Source organism: Flaviramulus multivorans, assembly GCF_021728415.1.
In the GTDB taxonomy this organism is placed as follows: Bacteria; Bacteroidota; Bacteroidia; order Flavobacteriales; family Flavobacteriaceae; genus Sabulilitoribacter; species Sabulilitoribacter multivorans.
The window spans coordinates 697,914-717,160 of the sequence record NZ_JAKKDV010000002.1; the positions used below are offsets into that span (position 1 = coordinate 697,914).

The following is a 19,247-nucleotide window of genomic DNA, read 5'->3' on the forward strand; positions in this document are numbered from 1 at the left end:
TTTTCTTACTAAGACGTTAAAATTTAACCTCAACTGTTTTATATTTCTTATTTTAGCACCCGTAAACACATGGTTTATAATAGTTAACATGGTACAACAAGTTACAAGAGGCATAAAAATTTCGGTTGAAACTACTTACGAAGGTTCGTTTTATAAAAATTATAAAATACAATACGCCTTTGGTTATACGGTAACTATCGAAAATCAAAGCAAAGACTCCGTACAACTTAATGCGCGTCATTGGGAAATTTTAGATGCCTTAAATAATGTTGAAACTGTTTCGGGCGAAGGTGTTATTGGCAAAAAGCCTGTGTTAAAACCAGGCGAGTCTCACACTTATACATCGGGTTGTTTACTAACCTCACCTTTTGGCGCTATGCAAGGTCATTATAGTATGGTAAACTTTACTACTACCAAAAAGTTTAAAGTAACCATCCCTACGTTTAAGTTAAGCGCACCTTTTGCAATAAACTAGTTGTCACTTCAAGCGATTTTATTTTTTTATAAAAATTGTATCGGGAAGTGGGCGTTCCCTGTTTCCTGAAACAAGTTCAGGAAAAACAGGTCGGGCTTTCTGTTTTACACGGTAACTTGCTTCAATCCCTAACGTAAAATTTAAGTGTTTTTTGAAAGTTCGCTTATCAATTCTTAAATGGAAAGTTGCGAGTTTGTGCACAAAGATTTTCCGAATGAAAATCAGAAACTAGCAAATGAGCAACAAAATAGGTTAAACTAAATCTAGCGATTTTTTATACACTTTGATAGCGGTAATTTTTATTTTCCTACCATTCCTAATTCGCTTTTTATGTCAGTTCGCTCAGTTAGTTTTGTTGGGTTTATACTCCAATTTTCCGCAATTTTCATAACAAGTTCTTCATCCGCATAGTCCAAATCTTCCCTTTCCCAATATTCATCCATTTTAGCCTCTTCTGAAAGTGAATTGAACAGGTTTAGTTCTTTTTCAGGTATAGTCGGTGTTCCGTATACTTTTATGTTTTCCATACTTTCGCCAACGTATGAATAAATTCTTTCCATTTTTCCGTTCACTGATTTCATCCAGTTATGATATTCAACAACCCTGTGTGTTCCGTAAAAATGAGCTTCTCCGAATTCAGAACTTAATTTATTGAGGAGTTTCTCAAGTTTTGCAATACTTTCTTGACTATCTCCAAGAGGCAATCCCATTCCAACTGCTAAAGTCCAATCACCAACTTGTGGTGTTATAAACACACTATTGTTATACGCATTTTCAATTCCGCTTTTCCAATTAGAAGGTCTTAAATTCTTAAGCTCAAGTATTTTTGATAGTTTTGATTTATTATCTGTTTTTACAGCAATCCAAACAATTTTATACCCAAAGTCAATTGCTTTGTCTTGTTCGGTCAGAACTTTTTTCGGTTCAGATTTGTATTGCGTTGTTGCTCCATTTCTTTTTGCAGACCAAACAGAAAATGCAATAAATGCTACAATTCCAGATAATATCAATATTTTCATATAGTTCGTTTTTATCAGATTACCGCCAATAGTTAAAGATATGAATCGGTTTCAATCAGCTATATCGATATATAAACGAAGTTAGCCGAAATTATTTATAAATCAAACACAAAAGCTTCAATTTGTTTACTAAAACTCACTCTATTCTTTTAAACTTAAACACCTTTTCGTTTTGCTTTACATGGAAAAATTTGCAGTTGGAGTAATGTATAAATTCAAATTCTAAATCGTAGTTAAACGAGTCATCTTCAACAGTAAACACATCATGAATATCAATATTTCCATAAGGTGATACTCGCCTAAAATGATACTCTACATCATGTCCGATTTTGTGCAATTCAAACCACGCACCAGCAGCAATTCCAGACAGCCATTGTGCTTTGTCATGCAACCCTTCAACAGGCTTAGGGTGTTGTGTACCAACTAAATTAACCTCGTGATCTTTCAGTTTATCTAAAAAACAACGTACATTTTCACTTTTTTGTGAGCCTTCAAACTTTGAAATAACACCAGTTTCTGACACTTCATACACATGGTTTTCAGTATCAGACAACAACACATTACCAACAGTACTGGGTGTAAACCATTTTGATTTAATCAACTTCTTTTTAATCTTTAAATCAGTTACGGAAGCAATCAAACTATCGGTTACAAAACGTGCGCAATTACAAGCATCTTTTATAAAGGCTGCGTAACGTATAAAGTGTTTTTCTTGCATTTGGGTAATGTGAGTTCTGGCTTTTTTATAAACCACCGCGTTACATACTGATGCTATCAATTTACCATCACCATGTGTTAATTTGGGATGTGTTCCCAAAAACATTAAAATCTCTTCAAGGTTGATGATTTTATCGTTTTCAATATTGGCTTTTAATGGAAATCGTAATTCGTTGTCTGTATCAGCACCACGAACTCTCCCAGTTGGTTCCGGTGTAATGTAGCGTCCAAAATCATGATATTCTAGAATACCAGTTTCTTTATTTATTAAAACCAACGCAGCATGTCCTGCGCGCAAATAATTCTTTTTACCAACACCAATAAATCTTAAAAATGGTGAAAACCATTCTTTAGAAACCATAACAATAGTATCTGGATAAGCCAGCGTTAAAATAATACCTGTACTACTCATTTATTGTTTGAGGAAGGTTGAATGTTTCAGTTGAAACAAGGTTATTTCGAAGATTTTCGTAGCACATTTCAATGGCATCTTTTGTTTTTTCCACTTGGGTAATGCTTGTGGTTTTTACAAAACCCCGATTCATAATCACTCCATAATCATCATTTCCTTTCCCTGCAGTTTTATGAAAGCGTAAGATCGTATTGGCGCTTAGTTGATGCTCCTTTTTAAAATCTTTGAACCAGATTTGGCGTTCTTCTTTCATTGCTTTTGAAAACAATGTGGTAGACGACCATAACTTTGGTTCTAAAGGCAATTGGTTAACATGTTTACATTGCCCGTCCCAAACGAGTTCAAATAATTTAAGATTGGCATTCCAATCCGTTATCACCATGGTAAAGGGTTCAATATCTTCAAAATCATAAGTATCAACCAAAATCGAGATATCATCAGCCACTAAAAAATCTTTAGCAACAACACCCCTACTTTTCCTATAAATCGGTTTTCGTTCATGACGTTCAAAACCACCATTTAGCACACAAACAAGTCTATTTTTTTCACTTATACCAATCCAAGTTCCACCCGACAACTCATCTTTCGGAAAAAGTAATCTAGCACCATCAACATCATAAAATTCAGGAGGTAAAGAAATTCTATTAGGTGCTTCATCTCTATTTGAGGTCAAAATAAAATCGTTATTCCCTTTTGGAACAAAAGTTACTGTACACATAGATTTTCTAGTCTTAAAACTAGGATGCAACTTACAAAAATTAAATAAAATTTAACGTGCTTTTAAGTAATGTTCATCCTGATAAATCATTTAAAAATTCTTAAATTTGCGACCTATTTACTGAAAATTCAATAATAAAAAACAAAAAATCATGGGAAAAGGCTTTTTTAATGTACCAATTGCCGTAAACGAACCAGTAAAATCTTATGCTCCTGGAACACCAGAAAGAACCGCTGTGTTAGAAGCATACAAAGCAATGTTTAATAGCACTATTGATGTGCCTTTATATATTAATGGAAAAGACGTTACAACTGGAAATACCAGAACCATGTCGCCACCACATGATCATAAACATGTTGTTGGAACGTATCACTTAGCAGAAAAAAAACATGTTGAAGAAGCTATTGACACAGCTTTGGAAGCTAGAAAAAACTGGTCTCAAATGCCTTGGGAACAACGTGCTGGCATCTTTTTAAAAGCTGCTGAATTAATTGCTGGTCCGTACAGAGCTAAGATAAATGCTGCTACCATGATAGCGCAGTCTAAAACCATTCATCAAGCAGAGATTGACGCTGCGTGTGAATTGATAGATTTCTTGCGTTTTAATGTTCAGTTTATGACTGATATTTATATGGAACAACCAGAAAGCACAAGCGATGCTTGGAACCGTATTGAATACCGTCCGCTTGAAGGTTTCACTTATGCCGTAACCCCGTTTAACTTTACCGCTATAGCTGGAAATTTACCAGCTTGTATGGCATTAATGGGGAATGTTGTAGTATGGAAACCAAGTGACAGTCAGGTGTATTCTGCTAAAGTAATTATGGATGTATTTAAGGAAGCTGGAGTTCCTGATGGCGTAATTAATGTTGTTTTTGGTGACCCTGTGATGATTACAGAAACCGTATTAGCAAGTCCTGATTTTTCAGGTTTACACTTTACAGGTTCTACTCATATTTTTAAAGAACTTTGGAAACAAATTGGAAATAATATTCATAAGTATAAAACCTATCCAAGAATTGTAGGTGAAACTGGGGGAAAAGATTTTATCGTTGCTCATAAATCAGCAAATGCAAAACAAGTATCAACTGCTATTGTTCGTGGTGCTTTTGAATTTCAAGGACAAAAATGTAGTGCCGCATCTAGGGCTTACATTCCTAAAAGTTTGTGGGCAGATGTAAAAAAATATGTTGTTGAAGACGTAAAGTCCTTTAAAATGGGATCACCTGAGGATATGAGCAATTTTATAACGGCGGTAATTCATGAAGGTTCGTTTGATAAGTTGGCTAAATATATAGACCAAGCGAAAGCCGATAAAGACGCAGATATTATTGTTGGTGGCGGATATGATAAAAGTAAAGGCTATTTTATTGAGCCTACTGTTATTGTGGCAAAAGACCCAAAATACACGACTATGTGTACGGAGTTATTTGGACCTGTAATTACTATTTACGTTTATGAAGATGACGCTTATACAGAAACTTTAAAACTGGTTGATGAAACGAGCGAATATGCTTTAACGGGTGCTATTCTTTCAGCAGACAGATATGCTATTATACAAGCTACTGAGGCTTTACAAAATGCGGCTGGAAACTTCTATATTAATGATAAGCCAACTGGTGCTGTTGTGGGTCAACAACCATTTGGAGGTGCCAGAGCATCAGGGACTAACGACAAAGCTGGTAGTGCACAAAACTTATTGCGATGGGTATCTCCAAGAATGATAAAAGAGACTTTCGTAACTCCAACTGATTATCGTTATCCGTTTTTAGGTTAAGAGTTTTTAAATTATATATTTTAAAAAGCTATTTCAAATAAGAAATAGCTTTTTTGTTTTTGGTATTTACTAGAAGTAAGCTAAACTTCATCATCTCGATGTCCTTTAATATCATCAATACTATCTTTCCGAGATTGGTTTTTATTCTTTTTAATGTCCAGATATAAATACCTCTGTTCAATAATTAAACACAATCCAATTAATAAAAAAATGAGACAAAAAGCGTAAATAACTAAAGTTGCATTAGATATAGCTTCTTCATTAATTTTGTAAAAAGAATAACCCGTACTAATTGAGAAATAAATTAATAACAGTGAAAAAATAACATTTGATACCCAAATCGGTAAATCTATTGAATGTTGTTTTTCTTGCTCCTTGTTATAAAATTTCAAAGTCTTAAAATGATAAATAATGCTTAAAACTCCAGCAAAGCAATACGTAAGACTTACGTAAAACGCATAACTTAAGGTTGAATTCCTAATAGAAAGCGAAGTGTAAAGTCCTAAAATCATCAAACCTGTTATTACAATACTAGAAACTGAAAGCACTATTTTAAAAACCTTCTTTAACTTCCTGTGTTTCATGCAAATTTAGCATCAAATAGGTTAGAAAAATGCTTTAATAGTTTTTCTTTCACTTCGTTCTCATTAACCTCTTTTTTAGCCAACTCGACATTTAATGATGTTACGGCTTTACCACGAATACCACAGGGTATAATATTATCAAAATACCCCAAATTAGCATTCACATTAAGGGCAAAACCATGCATGGTTACCCAACGACTTGCACGAACACCCATTGCACAAATTTTTCGTGCAAACGGTGTACCAACATCCAACCAGACACCTGTTTCGCCCGGGCTTCTTGCCGCTTTTAAACCATATTCTGCTAAAGTGAGAATAATCATTTCTTCCAATAAGCGTAAATACTTATGAATGTCAGTAAAAAAATTTTCTAAATCTAAAATAGGATAGCCCACAATTTGTCCAGGACCATGATAGGTAATATCACCTCCACGATTTATCTTATAAAAGGTTGCACCTTTTTCGGTAAGTTGTTGCTCGTTTAAAAGTAGGTTCGATACATCGCCACTTTTACCCAAAGTATATACATGAGGATGCTCGACAAACAAAAAATAATTATGGGTTTTTAATCCAGCCTCTTCACGTCTATTTTTAATTTTAGTATCTACAATGCCTTTAAACAATTGTTCTTGGTAATCCCAAGTTTGTTTATAGTCTTTATAACCTAAATCTTGTATTTCAATGTTTTTATTCATTGACAAATTTTACGTCGAAATCCAAAATTTTTGGTTTTTTAATAAAATCTAACCACCTTACTTTATACGTTATTGTTTTCTTATCGCCCGAAAGCTCTGCTCCTTCAACGGAAAACGATTTTATCTTCTTTGGGAATGTATATTCTACAATATAATAAGCACTATTAAAATATTCGATAAACTCGTTGTCTGATTCTTCAAATGTGATTTCTTCTTCAGCGTCACTTACTGAGGTTTTTCTTGAAAAACTAGAATCAGTAAAAACATACTCTACATCGTTTTTTTCATCAAGCATAAACTTACCAAGTGGAGAGCCCGTTTTCATAGCACTTACTTGATCATTTTGTGCATTCAAACTTTTTGCTTTTTCAATTTTCTCCTGAATTCCTTTTAAATCACTAATTGATTTAAAATTAAGCCCAATACCAAAATCAAAAACACCTGTGCCTTCATCCATTTTCATTTTCATATACATATCCTTTACTGCCTCTAATGCAAGACGTTTATCTTCTGGAAGTGCAGCAACACTATCCTTAAAAGTTTCCATGATTTCACTAAAAACCATCATAGTATCAATTACCTTACTCTTTTTTTCTTCTGTAGAGTCAGTTGAATCTTCACCACCCATTGCTACTTTCATTTGTTCCATTGCACTTGCCATATCATAAGTCAACAAAAAATTACCGGAACCGTCTTCATTAAATACAATACTTTCTTTTACGGTACAACTTGTTAAGCTTAATACAAATAGTACCAAAATCCGTAACAGAATTTTGTTCATTTTTTTTAATTTAATATTACAGGGTAAAGATACGTTTTATGATAAAAAAATCCTGATAACTTTTAATGTTTTAGTGAAATTAGTTCTTAGGGTTATTCAGTATTACTAAGGCTGCGATAACACCAGGAACCCAGCCACATAGCCATAATAAGAAAACAATAAAAATGGAGCCGCAACCTTTATCGATAACAGCTAAAGGCGGGCAAATGATGGATAATAGAACTCTCCAGAAACTCATGTTTTGATTTTTTAATTGATGATTTACATATTTGACGTAAAAGCAGGTTGTTTGTTACACACCTACTGCGCTAAGCGCAGGCTTTTTGCGTTAGCGATTGAAGCAAACTACCATGTAGTGCGTAAAGCGCGACCTGATTCCTGAACTTGTTTCAGGACAAAGGTTACGCCCAAAAAAATCATAAATCTAAAATCGTAAATCGTAAATCAAATGTTTATCTTTGTGCCTTTAAAATTTACACAGTATTTAGACTATGTCGCAATTATCAGAACAAGAACTTGTTAGAAGAGAGAAGTTAGCAAAATTACGGGAGTTAGGAATTAATCCGTATCCCGCAGATTTATACCCAGTTAAAGACACATCAAAATCTATAAAGAATGACTTTAAAGAGGATAAAAAGGTGATTATAGCTGGTCGTTTAATGTCGCGACGCATACAAGGGAATGCTAGTTTTGCAGAATTACAAGATGCCGATGGACGCATACAAGTGTATTTTAATAGAGATGAAATTTGCAGTGGAGAAGATAAAAGTAAATACAACGATGTTTATAAAAAATTACTGGATATAGGTGATTTTATTGGTATAGAAGGGCATTTGTTTACAACGAAAGTTGGTGAAAAAACCGTAATGGTAAAAGATTTTACCCTATTAAGTAAAGCTTTAAGACCGCTGCCTTTACCAAAACTAGATGCTGAAGGTAATATACATGATAAGTTTGACGACCCCGAAGCGCGCTATCGCCAACGATATGCTGATTTAGTTGTCAACCCACACGTTAAAGAAGTGTTTGTAAAGCGTACCAAATTATTTAACGCCATGCGCCAGTTTTTTAATGATGCTGGTTATTTTGAGGTTGAAACACCTGTTTTACAGCCTATTCCTGGTGGTGCCGCAGCGCGTCCTTTTGTAACGCACCACAATGCTTTGGATATTCCGTTATACATGAGAATTGCAAACGAATTGTATTTAAAGCGACTAATTGTTGGTGGTTTTGATGGGGTTTATGAGTTTTCAAAAAACTTCCGTAACGAAGGTATGGATAGAACCCATAACCCTGAGTTTACAGCTATGGAAATTTATGTGGCTTACAAAGATTACAACTGGATGATGGATTTTTGCGAGCGTTTACTTGAGCACTGTGCTATAGCCGTTAATGGAAGTACTAAAGCAACATTTGGTAAACACGAGATAGATTTTAAAGCGCCTTATGCCAGAGTAACTATGGCAGATTCAATAAAACAATTTACTGGATTTGATATCACAGGAAAAACCGAAGAGGAGATTAGAGCTGCTGCCAAAGGTATGGGTATTGAAGTTGATGATACTATGGGCAAAGGCAAGCTTATTGATGAGATTTTTGGTGAAAAATGCGAAGGGAACTACATACAACCTACATTTATTACGGACTATCCAAAAGAGATGAGCCCTTTGTGTAAAGAGCATCGAACGAATCCTGAATTAACAGAGCGTTTTGAGTTGATGGTTTGTGGTAAAGAAATAGCTAATGCATATTCTGAGTTAAACGACCCAATAGACCAACGTGCTCGTTTTGAACATCAATTAAAACTGGCTGCTAAAGGCGATGATGAAGCTACTGGAACTATTGACTACGATTTTTTACGTGCTTTAGAATATGGTATGCCGCCAACATCTGGAATGGGTATAGGCATGGACCGGTTGATTATGTTTTTAACCAACAACCAATCTATACAAGAGGTATTGTTCTTTCCGCAAATGCGTCCAGAAAAGAAACCTTTAGCCATTAGTGATGATGCCAAAGCAGTTTTAGAAATTCTTAAAAAAGCAGAAAAATTAACGTTGAATGATTTAAAAGCGCAATCTGGTTTATCTAATAAAAAGTGGGACAAAACCATCAAGGAATTAACAAAAAATAATTTGGCCAAAGTTGAAAAAACGGATGATGGTTTATTTGTTGAAGTGGTATAAAAAGATTATAGTATTAATTTATAAAAGGAATTGCATAAGGCAGTTCCTTTTTTTAGTTTAAAATGTTATCAATTTCATCATGATAAGTTTCATAACTAATCAAATTATTATGACCACCGCCTTCAATAATTATAAAATTTGTTGAAGATTTTGGTGATACTTCAAATAGTTTTTTTGCAGAATCATAAGGTACAATCTGGTCGTTTGTACCATGAAGCATGGTTATTGGGCAACTTACTTTACCAATAAATTGATAAGTTGGAAATTTATATTTCAATAATAATTTTACAGGAACAATAGGGAATCTAGATTTTCCAACATTCACCATACTATAATAAGGCGTTTCTAAAACGAGTTGTTTGGGCTTGTTTTTTGATGCTAAATAAGTAGCCATACAAGTGCCTAAAGAACGTCCATAAAGCGTAATATCCTTTTCATTATAGTTTTGTAACAAATAGCTGTAAAAAAGATCTGCATCTGAATAAAACACAGCTTCACTCAATGCGCCTGTACTTTTTCCGTAGGTTCGATAATCCATAATCAGTACATCATATTGTTTTTCAACAAAATATTCAGCAATGGTTCCCCAACGAGATAAATTACCGGCGTTTCCATGAAAGTATAGAATAACACCTTTGGGGTTTTCACTTTTAAAATGAAGCGCATTTAGTTTGGCTCCATCTTCTGCCTTTAAATTAATTTCTTCAAAATTCTGCTTAAAGTTAAAGGCGTAATCTTGTTCTAAAACCGTAGGTAAAAACAATATTTTTTCCTGTAAAAAGTATAGCGATGCAGTAATCATAAGACAAATACTTAATAAAATTAAAACTAATTTTTTAAGCGTTGGTTTTAGTAGGTTTAGAGGTGTGTTTGACATGAATACTTGTGGTTGATAAATCGATATCTTGTGGCGTTGAATTAAGTATGTCGTGAATCATTTTATGATACGATTCAAAATTATTTAGGTTTTTATGTCCTCCGCCAATAACGGTATGTAATTTGGTGCGTTTAGGATTAATCTTAGATAATTTCACACTGGTTTTATAAGGTATGAGTGTATCATTAGTTCCATGAATTATATGAATAGGACATTGCACATACCTCAGCCACTTATAAGTTGGTAAAGGGTATTTAATTAACAACGACAATGGCATAAAAGGTGCGTAACGCGCCGTAACTTTTGTAAGGCTATAATAGGGAGCATCTAGAATCAGCATTCTAGGATTATTCATAGATGCCAATTTTGCTGCAAACCCGGAGCCTAAAGAACGCCCATAAAGTATAATTCTATCTTCAGTAGTGAGTTCTTTTATCTTATTATAAACTTCTTGCAAATCTCTTTTTATCGCTTTTTGTGAGCGTCTGCCAGTACTTTTCCCAAAGCCTCGGTAATCTACCATAAGCACGTTATAACCATGCCTACTAAAATCCACCGCAAACTTCCCCCAACCTTTTATACTTTTCGAGTTTCCTTTTAAATATAAAACAACGCCTTTGCTTTCTCCCTTAGGAAAAAAGCGAATGCCATTAATTACTGCACCGTCTCTAGTTTCTAAATTGTATTCCTTAAATTCCTGGTTTTCGTAATTAAATTGAAAATCTTTGGGAAGTTTTTCTGGTTTAAACAGCATATAATCTTGTAAATAGTATAAAGCTATGCTGATAACTATGTATACGACTAAAACTATAATAAGTGTATGTAACCAATATGGCATTGTAAAAACCTTGTTTGAATACTAATATACAACAAATAAAAAATTATTATATTGAATTTAAACTTTGCCTATTTTTGCTCAATGCTAAAAAAGTTATTCTGCATTCTTGCCTTTATTTGCGGGCCAATTATACTAGCACAGCAAAAAGACAGCTTGTCTTTTAAAAATGGTGTTGATAATCCAAGTCTTCTCTCAACTCATCATTTTGGTATTTTCAGTTCTAGAATTAACTCAAATTTTAAATTTCTTCCTCACAAAAAAACTGTTCTAACCATATCAACTGCTAGTGGCAATAATTTTCACCCCTTTGTTGAAGCCTATTTCCCTAAAGACCCAGAAGTAAGGCAACAATTAAGTCAAATTATTTGGCATGACCGTCCTTTTACTTTTATAAATCAAGAAACTACCCCGGCCGATTATATGAATATTGTAATTGATGCAGTGATAAAAGAGTTTAGAATAGGTGTAAACATCCCGATAAGCAAAAAACATGAGTTAGGTATTACACTTCGTAATTATTTAATTACAAAAGGAAAATACCCATTTTCGTTCTTTACAAGCGACGAAAGCTTAGAATGGTTTCATAGTCATGTAGCGGGTGGCGAAGACCCTTATGGGAGAAGATACTACGGACTTAATCAGGTTAATTTTGAATATTTAGACCGAAACGGGAATACCCTTAAACTAAACCAAAATGACTTTTTTATTGGCGGTTTAGAAATTAATCACTTTTATTATCCATCACTTCCTATCAATCAAACCAAAAATATTTATTTCAATTTTGGTAGCCATTTAGGAATTAATACTTCAAAATTTAATTCATCTATTGATGTTGGAGTTTCTACAAATGCTATCAAAAAAATAACTTTTAAAAACAATTATGAGTTCAGTTTCGCGGTTGGGGCCAATATACTTCGCAAAAACCTAATAAATTTTAAAGAGGTAATAGATTTAGGCAACAACAAGTTTTTAGCAACACTAGAATCTAATCTCGAAATAGTCAAATACACAAAAAAAGGAAACTTCAATGCCATTGGGCTTAACTACCAAATACAATCACGTTACAATAAAAAAGAAGAAGCTGATTATTATAAATTGCTTGGTAAATGGCGTGAAATAAATGGCGGTTGGCAACACGGGGTTTCTACGCTCTACAAAGCCCAATCCAATTGGAGCCTAATTTACACTTACGGCACACCAAACTGGCAGTTGTCAATTTACCTTAAAGAAGACTTCTTAGTTAACAATGCTCCCGACTTTCAAACTGGTATAGGTTTAAAAGTTCCTTTCTCACCATAATTTTTTGGGCGTTCCTTAAAACAATTTAAGGTCGGGCTTTCCATGCTACGCGGTAGCTTACTTCAATCCCTAACGCAACAACTCTCTTCTATTAATGTTAATATGTAGTTAAAATACTTACCTGCATTAAACCATTTAAAAGTTATCAAGTCAAAAGAGAAATTAAAACAACAAATCCCTAATAAAATGAAAAAACTTATAGTGATTGCAATCGCCTTAATATCAATTAAAGGTATTGCTCAAGATGAAAAAAAGAAAGCACCAAATCAGCATGAAAGAAGTCAAAAAATGGCAAACCTTACTGCTGAGGAAATAGCAACACTTCAAACAAAAAAAATGACATTGCATTTAGATTTAAACGAATCTCAGCAAGCAAAAATTCAGAAAATAAATTTAGACAATGCAACCAAAAGAAAAGCGATGATGGAAGAGCGCAAAGCTAAAAAGGAAAGTGGCGAGTTTAAAAAGCCAACGACTGAAGAGCGTTATAAAATGGAAAATGCAAAACTAGACCATCAAATTGCTATGAAAGCTAAAATGAAAGAGATACTAAATGAGGAGCAATATGCTAAATGGGAAAAGTCTCAAATGCGTATGGCAAAAAAAGGTAAAGAGAAAAAAGAAGGCATGAAAAAACGCATGCACGAAAAAAAACAAAATTAGATTGTTAGTTAGTTGATTGATTATAGTTAGTTAGTTTAAAACGCATCACGACATATAGTGATGCGTTTTTTTAGTTTTATAGTGTTTTAGCAACTACATTTACTGCTTGAATAGTAAAATCTAAATCCGCATAGGTTAAAGCATCTGTTATAAACCAAGTTTCAAAAGCACTTGGCGCAATGTAAACACCTTGGTTTAACATTCCATGAAAGAATTTTTTAAAAGTATCATTATTACCCTTTGTCGCAGTTTCAAAATCTACAACTTCACTTTCATCAAAATGCACCGAAATCATAGAACCCACTCTATTTATTGTATGCACAATGTTGTTTTCGTTTAAAACTCTGGCTATACCTTCGTGCAAATATTTGGTTTTATCCGCTAGTCTATTGAAAATTTCAACATCATTATTCAATTCATTTAACATGGCTAAACCTGCAGCCATTGCTAAGGGGTTTCCACTTAAAGTTCCCGCTTGATAAACAGGCCCTATGGGCGCTAAATAATTCATAATTTCATTTCTCGCTGCAAAAGCACCAACAGGCAAACCTCCACCAATTACTTTTCCAAAACAAACAATATCTGCTTTTATATTGTATAATTCTTGAGCACCGCCTTTTGCTAGACGGAAACCCGTCATAACCTCATCAAACACCAATAAAATATCATGAGCATCACATAAATCTCGTAACTCTTTTAAAAAGTCATTTTTAGGAGGAACACATCCCATATTACCTGCAACAGGCTCAATAATAATACTAGCTATGGCGCCTTTATTCGCTTCAATTAATTGCTTTACATTTTCAATATCATTATAATTAGCCAATAAGGTATCCTTTGCTGTACCCTGGGTAACACCAGGACTATTGGGTGTTCCAAAAGTACTTGCTCCACTACCCGCCTGTATTAAAAACGAATCAGAATGCCCATGATAACAACCTGCAAATTTTATAATTTTATCTTTTCCAGTAAAACCACGAGCTAATCTTACAGCACTCATACAAGCTTCGGTACCTGAATTTACAAACCTAATTTTATCAATATTTGGCACCATTGATACTGCTAACTCTGCAATTTGAGTTTCAATCTCTGTTGGCATTCCAAACGAAGTTCCTTTTTTAGCTTTTTCAATGACAGCATTAACAACGGGTTTGTAAGCATGACCCAAAATCATGGGCCCCCAAGAGTTTATATAATCAATTAATCGATTTCCATCTTCATCATATAAGTATGCTCCTTTAGCTTCTTTAACAAAAACAGGCATTCCGCCTACACCTTTGAACGCCCTAACAGGTGAGTTTACACCTCCTGGAATAACTTTTTCTGCTTGTGCAAACAATGCACTACTTCTTTTATAAATCATTAATTCAATTAATTTTCTGATGGTTTTACCACTAATATTTGCCCAATACTAAGGGTGGTATTGCTTAACCCATTTAAGTTTTGAAGTTCTTTTACTGTTATATTATAACGCCTAGAAATGGAATATAAAGTATCACCTTTAGAAACCGTGTAGGTTACAACATCTTCCGTTGGTTGTTCATAAGTAGTATAAGTATCCCCTAGCACTTCCTTATCAAATTCATGCAGATTGTAACGCTCAATTAAACTAATTAGCTTATCTGGATACTTTCTATCGGTAGCATAACCTGCAGCTCTCAATCCTTTTGCCCAACCTTTATAATCTTCTTTTTTTAAATCGAATAAATTGGAATAACGCTTTCTTTCAGTTAAAAATAAGGAGTGATCTCTAAACGAATATTTAGCATCAATATATTTTCTAAAACATTCTTGTTTAGCATCATCATCATGGTAAATTTTTGCTCCAGTCCATTCATGGCATTTAATTCCAAAATGATTATTAGCCTCCACAGAAAGACGACCATTTCCTGAACCGGATTCTAAAATACCTTGCGCTAACGTAATGCTCGCAGGAATACCATATAATTTCATCTCCTGTTTAGCTATTTCTTTAAACTCATCAATATACTGCTCAGTTTTACTTGCGTAAGTTTTTGGATTTTCAGGATTAGATTTGGTAGTTTCCTCGGTCTTAATTTCAACTTGTTCCACATTTTTACTCGGTTTTCTTTCAACAATAGCTTTTTTGGAGCGACAGCTAAAAAACAAACATCCAAAACATATTATTAATAGTATTCTCTTCATTAAATTACTTTATTAATGGTAAATTTTTCTTTTTTAAACTTACATTCATCCCTTCTATTCCTTGCAATCCTCCTGTGTGAATAGCAAGAATTTTAGAGTCTTTTGGAAAATAATTTTTATCAATTAAATTCATTATTCCAAACATCATTTTGCTGGTATAAATAGGATCTAATGGAATGCTATAATCATTTTTAAATTCGTTTATAAAACTGATTAAGTCTTCATTTATTTTAGCGTATCCTCCAAAATGATAATCAGTTATTAATTTCCAATTGGTTTTGGATACAAATTTACTAATATCTTCATTTAAAAAATCGCCTTTTAATGCAGGAAAACCCAAAACTTGTTGACTAGGTTTTGAACAATTGATAAGGCCCGAAATAGTACCACCCGTACCAACAGAGCAACAAATATAATCGAAGGTTTTATCTTGGTCGTTCAATATCTCCCCGCACCCTTTAATTGCCAACTCGTTCGTTCCGCCTTCTGGAATTAAATAAAATGCCCCAAATTCGGTTTTCAACATACTTAAAAAATCATTGGAATTTTTATCTTGATAAATTTCTCTTGAAATAAACTTAAACTGCATCCCGCATTGCTTTGCAAAGTTTAAGGTGGGGTTGTGTTCCATTTTATCAAACAACTCCTCTCCTCTTATAATACCAATCGTTTTAAAGCCTAAGTTTTGACCTGCAGATGCTACCGCAGCGATATGATTTGAATAGGCACCACCAAAGGTAAGCAAGGTTTCAATCCCTAATTTTTTAGCTTCAATCAGGTTGTATTTAAGCTTCCTGTATTTGTTCCCAGAAACAAATGGATGAATTTCATCCTCACGTTTTACAAATAACTCAACGCGCTTTTCTTTAGGTAAACTGATGTATTGGTTAATGCTATTTTGAGGCCTAAATATCATGGTTGCAAAGATACTTTAAAAAACTCCAAAATTTCCGCGTGGTTAAATAATCTAGGTTGGCTTCGTTTATGTATGCTTCGCGTTCAAACGAAATGTTTCTATAGGCTTTATTCCAATCTTTATATTGAAATAACCTTATTACAAATTCTGTTATATAAACCATGTAAAAAGGTAGAATAATCATCTCCAACTGTTGTTTTAGATGTATTTTTTCATGGTTTAGTAAAACCTTGTTTTTTTTCAATTGCTTTGATTTTAAAAATACAAACGGAAAAAAAGTAAAGCCATAGTAACCATTAGGAACTAAGTATTTCGATATAAAAATCATGATTATAGCAATTCAAAAATCAATCCAAATTACATTATCTTTGTGAAAGATGAAAAAAATTATCCCCATTGAAGAAGGAGACTTTTACCTTACTCCCGAAGGTTACCGATGTTTCACAGAACGGTATCACCTAAAAAGAGGGTATTGTTGTGAAAGTGGATGCAGACATTGCCCTTATGGGTATAATTTAAAAACTAATACCCAGAAAAAATAGAATCGTTATAATCAAAAAATTGCCATTTGTTGGTATGATTATTGATGCTTTAATAAAGAATTAAGATTGATTGGATGTTTTAAATTTCCAAACAGTCATTTTAATAATTAACTTTAAAAAATACAGCTATGAAAAAATTATTAAAAGTATTTCCTCTTCTAGCTTTGCTAATTATTGTATCGTCTTGTAGTTCTGTTAAAGTCGCAACAGACTATGACAAAAATGCGAAATTTAGTGAATACAAAACCTTTGCGTTTTTTAAAACAGGTATTGATAAAGCTGAAATTAGCGATTTAGATAAACGCCGAATTTTACGTGCTATCGAATCAGAACTTTTAGCAAAAGGCTTTACAAAATCTGAAAACCCTGATTTATTAGTTAGTCTTTTTACAAAATCTCAACAACGTGTTGACGTTTACAACAACTCTTGGGGTTATGGTGCCTGGGGTTGGGGCGGTTGGGGTGGCTTCGGACCCGGTTGGGGCTGGGGTTGGAATCAACCTAACGTTTCAACGAGTACACAAGGTTATTTGTATATAGACCTTATAGATGCCAAGAAAAAAGAGTTGGTTTGGCAAGGTATGGGTACTGGTTACCTAAGTAGAAATATGGAAAAGAAAGAAGCTCGCATTAAAGAATTTGTCTTTAAAATCATGGAAAAATATCCCCCGGGAGCCCAACAATAAATTTCTAAAAGCAACTCGGTGAGTTGCTTTTTTATTTAACAACAGTTTATAAAACGTTTTATACAGAATTCGTATTTTTACCTTAGAATACTTTAAAGGATAGTAATGCTCGACAATATTGAATCTAACGACATATTAAACCGTTTACCTAAACACTTAAAGCAATTTATAAAGCCGCAAAACTATGAAGATTATTCTGCCATAGATCAAGCGGTATGGCGCTATGTAATGCGTAAAAATGTCGATTTTTTAACTACCGTAGCGCATAAGTCGTATTTAGAAGGTTTGAAACTTACTGGAATTTCTATTGATAGTATCCCTAATATGTATGGGATGAATCGTATTTTAAAAGAAATTGGTTGGGCAGCAGTAGCAGTTGATGGTTTTATTCCACCCAATGCCTTTATGGAGTTTCAAGCCTATAATATTTTAGTTATTGCCAGTGATATCCGTCAGTTAGAACACATTGAGTACACACCAGCACCAGATATTATTCACGAAGGTGCAGGACATGCTCCTATTATTGCCAACCCTGAATATGCAGAGTATTTAAGACGCTTTGGTGAAATTGGTTGCAAAGCCATTTCATCTGCAAAAGATTATGAATTGTACGAAGCAGTAAGGCACTTATCTATTATAAAAGAGGCTCCTAATTCGTCTGAAGAAGACATTGCTTCTGCTGAGAAAAAAGTGGAAGAACTGCAGCAAAACATGGGAGAACCTAGTGAAATGGCTCTTATAAGAAATTTACACTGGTGGACCGTTGAGTATGGTTTAATTGGCACTCTTGAAAATCCTAAAATTTATGGTGCCGGATTGTTATCCTCTATTGGGGAGAGTGCTTGGTGTATGACAGATGCTGTTAAGAAATTACCTTATGATATTAACGCAACATACAAAGACTTTGATATTACAAAACCTCAACCACAACTATTTGTTACGCAAGATTTTGCTCGTTTAAGTTTGGTTTTAGAGGAATTTGCAAACACTATGGCATTGCGAAATGGTGGATTATCAGGTGTTAACAAACTTATAAATTCTAATGCTTTAGGGACTGTAGAGTTGAGTACAGGTATTCAAATTTCTGGAGTTTTTACTCAGGTTATTGAAGCCAATGGAAAACCCATTTATATTCAAGCAACTGGCGAATCAGCCTTGTCATATAGAGAAAAAGAGCTTGTTGGTCATGGTGTTAAAACACATCCAAAAGGGTTTGGATCACCCATTGGAAAACTAAAAGGCATCAATATTGCGATTGAAGATATGAGTCCTAGAGACTTAAGTGCTTATAATATTTATGAAGAAAAAACAATAACGCTTGAGTTTGAAGGTGGTATAAAAGTTTCTGGTGAAATTATTACTGGAAAACGAAATCTTCAAGGAAAAATAATCCTTATTAGTTTTAAAGATTGCACCGTTACGCATGGTAATACCACCTTGTTTAAACCCGAATGGGGTATTTATGATATGGCTGTTGGAAAAGAAATTGTTTCCGCTTTTTCAGGACCTGCTGATTTGAATAGTTTTGATTTAATAACCCACAAACCATCATCAGAGACCATTCATGTGAAAAAATCAAAAGAACGTTTAGAATTAGAAAGTTTTTACCAGCAAGTAAGAGATTATAGGGAAGGTAAAAACCGAACCATTTCAAGAACCAAAGTCTTGGAACAACTTATTGAAAAACATCCCAACGATTGGTTATTACCTATTGAACTTTATGAATTGGCTTTTAAAGGCCATGAGAAAACACTCTGTAATAGTATTTTACAACATTTAGAAACCATAAAACAAAACCGTCCCGAAGTTGGTAAGTTAATTGATGATGGGTTAGGAATTATAAAGCAAGAAGTAATCACGAAATAAGCTTTAGCAATTCTAAAGTTTCGATTATTA

Annotated in this window: 21 protein-coding genes; 8 read left to right on the top strand and 13 right to left on the bottom strand. The window is 33.8% G+C overall.

Annotated features, from left to right (window positions below; genetic code table 11):
• Nucleotides 1-88 precede the first annotated feature (88 nt).
• Nucleotides 89-475, top strand: a complete 387-nt coding sequence (apaG, locus tag L3X39_RS07985; RefSeq protein WP_237231250.1) for a Co2+/Mg2+ efflux facilitator ApaG/CorD — start codon at nucleotides 89-91, stop codon at nucleotides 473-475.
• A 299-nt stretch (nucleotides 476-774) separates the two neighbouring features.
• Here the strand turns inward: apaG and L3X39_RS07990 are convergent, their stop codons facing one another.
• The 3 genes from L3X39_RS07990 to L3X39_RS08000 form a co-directional block, all read right to left on the bottom strand.
• Nucleotides 775-1,494 carry a hypothetical protein gene (locus L3X39_RS07990; RefSeq protein ID WP_237231251.1) on the bottom strand — a complete coding sequence of 240 codons (720 nt, stop codon included), beginning with the start codon at nucleotides 1,492-1,494 and terminating at the stop codon, nucleotides 775-777.
• Between the two features lie 136 nt (nucleotides 1,495-1,630).
• Nucleotides 1,631-2,623 carry a DUF6695 family protein gene (locus L3X39_RS07995; protein ID WP_237231252.1) on the bottom strand — a complete coding sequence of 331 codons (993 nt, stop codon included), beginning with the start codon at nucleotides 2,621-2,623 and terminating at the stop codon, nucleotides 1,631-1,633.
• Nucleotides 2,616-3,341 carry an NRDE family protein gene (locus L3X39_RS08000; protein ID WP_237231253.1) on the bottom strand — a complete coding sequence of 242 codons (726 nt, stop codon included), beginning with the start codon at nucleotides 3,339-3,341 and terminating at the stop codon, nucleotides 2,616-2,618. Before L3X39_RS08000 ends, L3X39_RS07995 begins: the two co-directional genes overlap by 8 nt.
• Nucleotides 3,342-3,492: 151 nt before the next feature.
• Between L3X39_RS08000 and pruA the strand changes: the two genes are divergently transcribed.
• The gene (gene pruA, locus L3X39_RS08005; RefSeq protein ID WP_237231254.1) at nucleotides 3,493-5,118 is read left to right on the top strand and encodes an L-glutamate gamma-semialdehyde dehydrogenase; all 1,626 of its coding nucleotides are present in this window, start codon (nucleotides 3,493-3,495) and stop codon (nucleotides 5,116-5,118) included.
• An 80-nt stretch (nucleotides 5,119-5,198) separates the two neighbouring features.
• Here the strand turns inward: pruA and L3X39_RS08010 are convergent, their stop codons facing one another.
• The 4 genes from L3X39_RS08010 to L3X39_RS08025 all read right to left on the bottom strand — a co-directional run bounded on the left by L3X39_RS08010 (nucleotide 5,199) and on the right by L3X39_RS08025 (nucleotide 7,416).
• On the bottom strand, nucleotides 5,199-5,702 hold the full coding sequence (locus tag L3X39_RS08010; RefSeq protein ID WP_237231255.1) for a hypothetical protein: 504 nt from the start codon (nucleotides 5,700-5,702) through the stop codon (nucleotides 5,199-5,201).
• Entirely contained in the window at nucleotides 5,699-6,397 is a 699-nt protein-coding gene (gene lipB, locus L3X39_RS08015) for a lipoyl(octanoyl) transferase LipB (RefSeq protein ID WP_237231256.1), read from the bottom strand. Before lipB ends, L3X39_RS08010 begins: the two co-directional genes overlap by 4 nt.
• Complete coding sequence (locus L3X39_RS08020; protein ID WP_237231257.1) at nucleotides 6,390-7,178, bottom strand: hypothetical protein; 789 nt, start codon at nucleotides 7,176-7,178, stop codon at nucleotides 6,390-6,392. The genes lipB and L3X39_RS08020 overlap by 8 nt, the downstream gene beginning before the upstream one ends.
• Nucleotides 7,179-7,257: 79 nt before the next feature.
• Nucleotides 7,258-7,416: a YqaE/Pmp3 family membrane protein gene (locus L3X39_RS08025; RefSeq protein WP_209653349.1), complete on the bottom strand. Its 159-nt coding sequence runs from the start codon at nucleotides 7,414-7,416 to the stop codon at nucleotides 7,258-7,260.
• Nucleotides 7,417-7,669: 253 nt separating this feature from the next.
• Between L3X39_RS08025 and lysS the strand changes: the two genes are divergently transcribed.
• On the top strand, nucleotides 7,670-9,364 hold the full coding sequence (gene lysS / locus L3X39_RS08030) for a lysine--tRNA ligase (RefSeq protein ID WP_237231258.1): 1,695 nt from the start codon (nucleotides 7,670-7,672) through the stop codon (nucleotides 9,362-9,364).
• A gap of 52 nt (nucleotides 9,365-9,416) precedes the next feature.
• On the opposite strand, the gene L3X39_RS08035 is transcribed toward lysS, so the two are convergent.
• Together L3X39_RS08035 and L3X39_RS08040 are read right to left on the bottom strand one after the other, a co-directional pair.
• On the bottom strand, nucleotides 9,417-10,241 hold the full coding sequence (locus L3X39_RS08035; protein ID WP_237231259.1) for an alpha/beta hydrolase: 825 nt from the start codon (nucleotides 10,239-10,241) through the stop codon (nucleotides 9,417-9,419).
• Nucleotides 10,201-11,079 (bottom strand): alpha/beta hydrolase, encoded by an 879-nt coding sequence (locus L3X39_RS08040; protein ID WP_237231260.1) that lies wholly within the window; start codon nucleotides 11,077-11,079, stop codon nucleotides 10,201-10,203. The genes L3X39_RS08035 and L3X39_RS08040 overlap by 41 nt, the downstream gene beginning before the upstream one ends.
• An 81-nt stretch (nucleotides 11,080-11,160) precedes the next feature.
• Here L3X39_RS08040 and L3X39_RS08045 point away from each other — a divergent pair, with 81 nt between their 5' ends.
• A complete protein-coding gene (locus L3X39_RS08045) occupies nucleotides 11,161-12,378 on the top strand; it encodes a hypothetical protein (RefSeq protein WP_237231261.1) in 1,218 nt (405 codons plus the stop codon).
• A gap of 186 nt (nucleotides 12,379-12,564) precedes the next feature.
• On the top strand, nucleotides 12,565-13,041 hold the full coding sequence (locus tag L3X39_RS08050) for a DUF4890 domain-containing protein (RefSeq protein WP_237231262.1): 477 nt from the start codon (nucleotides 12,565-12,567) through the stop codon (nucleotides 13,039-13,041).
• A gap of 76 nt (nucleotides 13,042-13,117) precedes the next feature.
• On the opposite strand, the gene hemL is transcribed toward L3X39_RS08050, so the two are convergent.
• From hemL to L3X39_RS08070, 4 genes are read right to left on the bottom strand one after another with little or no spacing between them, the layout of a single operon-like run.
• Entirely contained in the window at nucleotides 13,118-14,404 is a 1,287-nt protein-coding gene (hemL, locus tag L3X39_RS08055; protein ID WP_237231263.1) for a glutamate-1-semialdehyde 2,1-aminomutase, read from the bottom strand.
• An 8-nt stretch (nucleotides 14,405-14,412) separates the two neighbouring features.
• Nucleotides 14,413-15,207, bottom strand: a complete 795-nt coding sequence (locus tag L3X39_RS08060; RefSeq protein WP_237231264.1) for a glucosaminidase domain-containing protein — start codon at nucleotides 15,205-15,207, stop codon at nucleotides 14,413-14,415.
• Nucleotides 15,208-15,211: 4 nt separating this feature from the next.
• A complete protein-coding gene (locus L3X39_RS08065; protein WP_237231265.1) occupies nucleotides 15,212-16,123 on the bottom strand; it encodes a 1-aminocyclopropane-1-carboxylate deaminase/D-cysteine desulfhydrase in 912 nt (303 codons plus the stop codon).
• The gene (locus L3X39_RS08070; RefSeq protein WP_369411626.1) at nucleotides 16,113-16,367 is read right to left on the bottom strand and encodes a hypothetical protein; all 255 of its coding nucleotides are present in this window, start codon (nucleotides 16,365-16,367) and stop codon (nucleotides 16,113-16,115) included. The genes L3X39_RS08065 and L3X39_RS08070 overlap by 11 nt, the downstream gene beginning before the upstream one ends.
• Nucleotides 16,368-16,500: 133 nt before the next feature.
• Here L3X39_RS08070 and L3X39_RS08075 point away from each other — a divergent pair, with 133 nt between their 5' ends.
• The 3 genes from L3X39_RS08075 to L3X39_RS08085 all read left to right on the top strand — a co-directional run bounded on the left by L3X39_RS08075 (nucleotide 16,501) and on the right by L3X39_RS08085 (nucleotide 19,217).
• On the top strand, nucleotides 16,501-16,665 hold the full coding sequence (locus L3X39_RS08075) for a C1orf53 family protein (protein ID WP_237231267.1): 165 nt from the start codon (nucleotides 16,501-16,503) through the stop codon (nucleotides 16,663-16,665).
• A gap of 128 nt (nucleotides 16,666-16,793) precedes the next feature.
• Nucleotides 16,794-17,351, top strand: coding sequence for a DUF4136 domain-containing protein (locus tag L3X39_RS08080; RefSeq protein WP_237231268.1), 558 nt, complete (start codon nucleotides 16,794-16,796; stop codon nucleotides 17,349-17,351).
• Between the two features lie 105 nt (nucleotides 17,352-17,456).
• Nucleotides 17,457-19,217 (top strand): aromatic amino acid hydroxylase, encoded by a 1,761-nt coding sequence (locus tag L3X39_RS08085; protein WP_237231269.1) that lies wholly within the window; start codon nucleotides 17,457-17,459, stop codon nucleotides 19,215-19,217.
• Nucleotides 19,218-19,247: the final 30 nt, after the last annotated feature.

Excerpts from the sequence above, each read along its gene's own strand:
- apaG (WP_237231250.1), top strand. The coding sequence starts at position 89 with ATGGTACAACAAGTTACAAGAGGCATAAAAATTTCGGTTGAAACTACT.
- L3X39_RS07990 (WP_237231251.1), bottom strand. The coding sequence starts at position 1,494 with ATGAAAATATTGATATTATCTGGAATTGTAGCATTTATTGCATTTTCT.
- L3X39_RS07995 (WP_237231252.1), bottom strand. The coding sequence starts at position 2,623 with ATGAGTAGTACAGGTATTATTTTAACGCTGGCTTATCCAGATACTATT.
- L3X39_RS08000 (WP_237231253.1), bottom strand. The coding sequence starts at position 3,341 with ATGTGTACAGTAACTTTTGTTCCAAAAGGGAATAACGATTTTATTTTG.
- pruA (WP_237231254.1), top strand. The coding sequence starts at position 3,493 with ATGGGAAAAGGCTTTTTTAATGTACCAATTGCCGTAAACGAACCAGTA.
- L3X39_RS08010 (WP_237231255.1), bottom strand. The coding sequence starts at position 5,702 with ATGAAACACAGGAAGTTAAAGAAGGTTTTTAAAATAGTGCTTTCAGTT.
- lipB (WP_237231256.1), bottom strand. The coding sequence starts at position 6,397 with ATGAATAAAAACATTGAAATACAAGATTTAGGTTATAAAGACTATAAA.
- L3X39_RS08020 (WP_237231257.1), bottom strand. The coding sequence starts at position 7,178 with ATGAACAAAATTCTGTTACGGATTTTGGTACTATTTGTATTAAGCTTA.
- L3X39_RS08025 (WP_209653349.1), bottom strand. The coding sequence starts at position 7,416 with ATGAGTTTCTGGAGAGTTCTATTATCCATCATTTGCCCGCCTTTAGCT.
- lysS (WP_237231258.1), top strand. The coding sequence starts at position 7,670 with ATGTCGCAATTATCAGAACAAGAACTTGTTAGAAGAGAGAAGTTAGCA.
- L3X39_RS08035 (WP_237231259.1), bottom strand. The coding sequence starts at position 10,241 with ATGTCAAACACACCTCTAAACCTACTAAAACCAACGCTTAAAAAATTA.
- L3X39_RS08040 (WP_237231260.1), bottom strand. The coding sequence starts at position 11,079 with ATGCCATATTGGTTACATACACTTATTATAGTTTTAGTCGTATACATA.
- L3X39_RS08045 (WP_237231261.1), top strand. The coding sequence starts at position 11,161 with ATGCTAAAAAAGTTATTCTGCATTCTTGCCTTTATTTGCGGGCCAATT.
- L3X39_RS08050 (WP_237231262.1), top strand. The coding sequence starts at position 12,565 with ATGAAAAAACTTATAGTGATTGCAATCGCCTTAATATCAATTAAAGGT.
- hemL (WP_237231263.1), bottom strand. The coding sequence starts at position 14,404 with ATGATTTATAAAAGAAGTAGTGCATTGTTTGCACAAGCAGAAAAAGTT.
- L3X39_RS08060 (WP_237231264.1), bottom strand. The coding sequence starts at position 15,207 with ATGAAGAGAATACTATTAATAATATGTTTTGGATGTTTGTTTTTTAGC.
- L3X39_RS08065 (WP_237231265.1), bottom strand. The coding sequence starts at position 16,123 with ATGATATTTAGGCCTCAAAATAGCATTAACCAATACATCAGTTTACCT.
- L3X39_RS08075 (WP_237231267.1), top strand. The coding sequence starts at position 16,501 with ATGAAAAAAATTATCCCCATTGAAGAAGGAGACTTTTACCTTACTCCC.
- L3X39_RS08080 (WP_237231268.1), top strand. The coding sequence starts at position 16,794 with ATGAAAAAATTATTAAAAGTATTTCCTCTTCTAGCTTTGCTAATTATT.
- L3X39_RS08085 (WP_237231269.1), top strand. The coding sequence starts at position 17,457 with ATGCTCGACAATATTGAATCTAACGACATATTAAACCGTTTACCTAAA.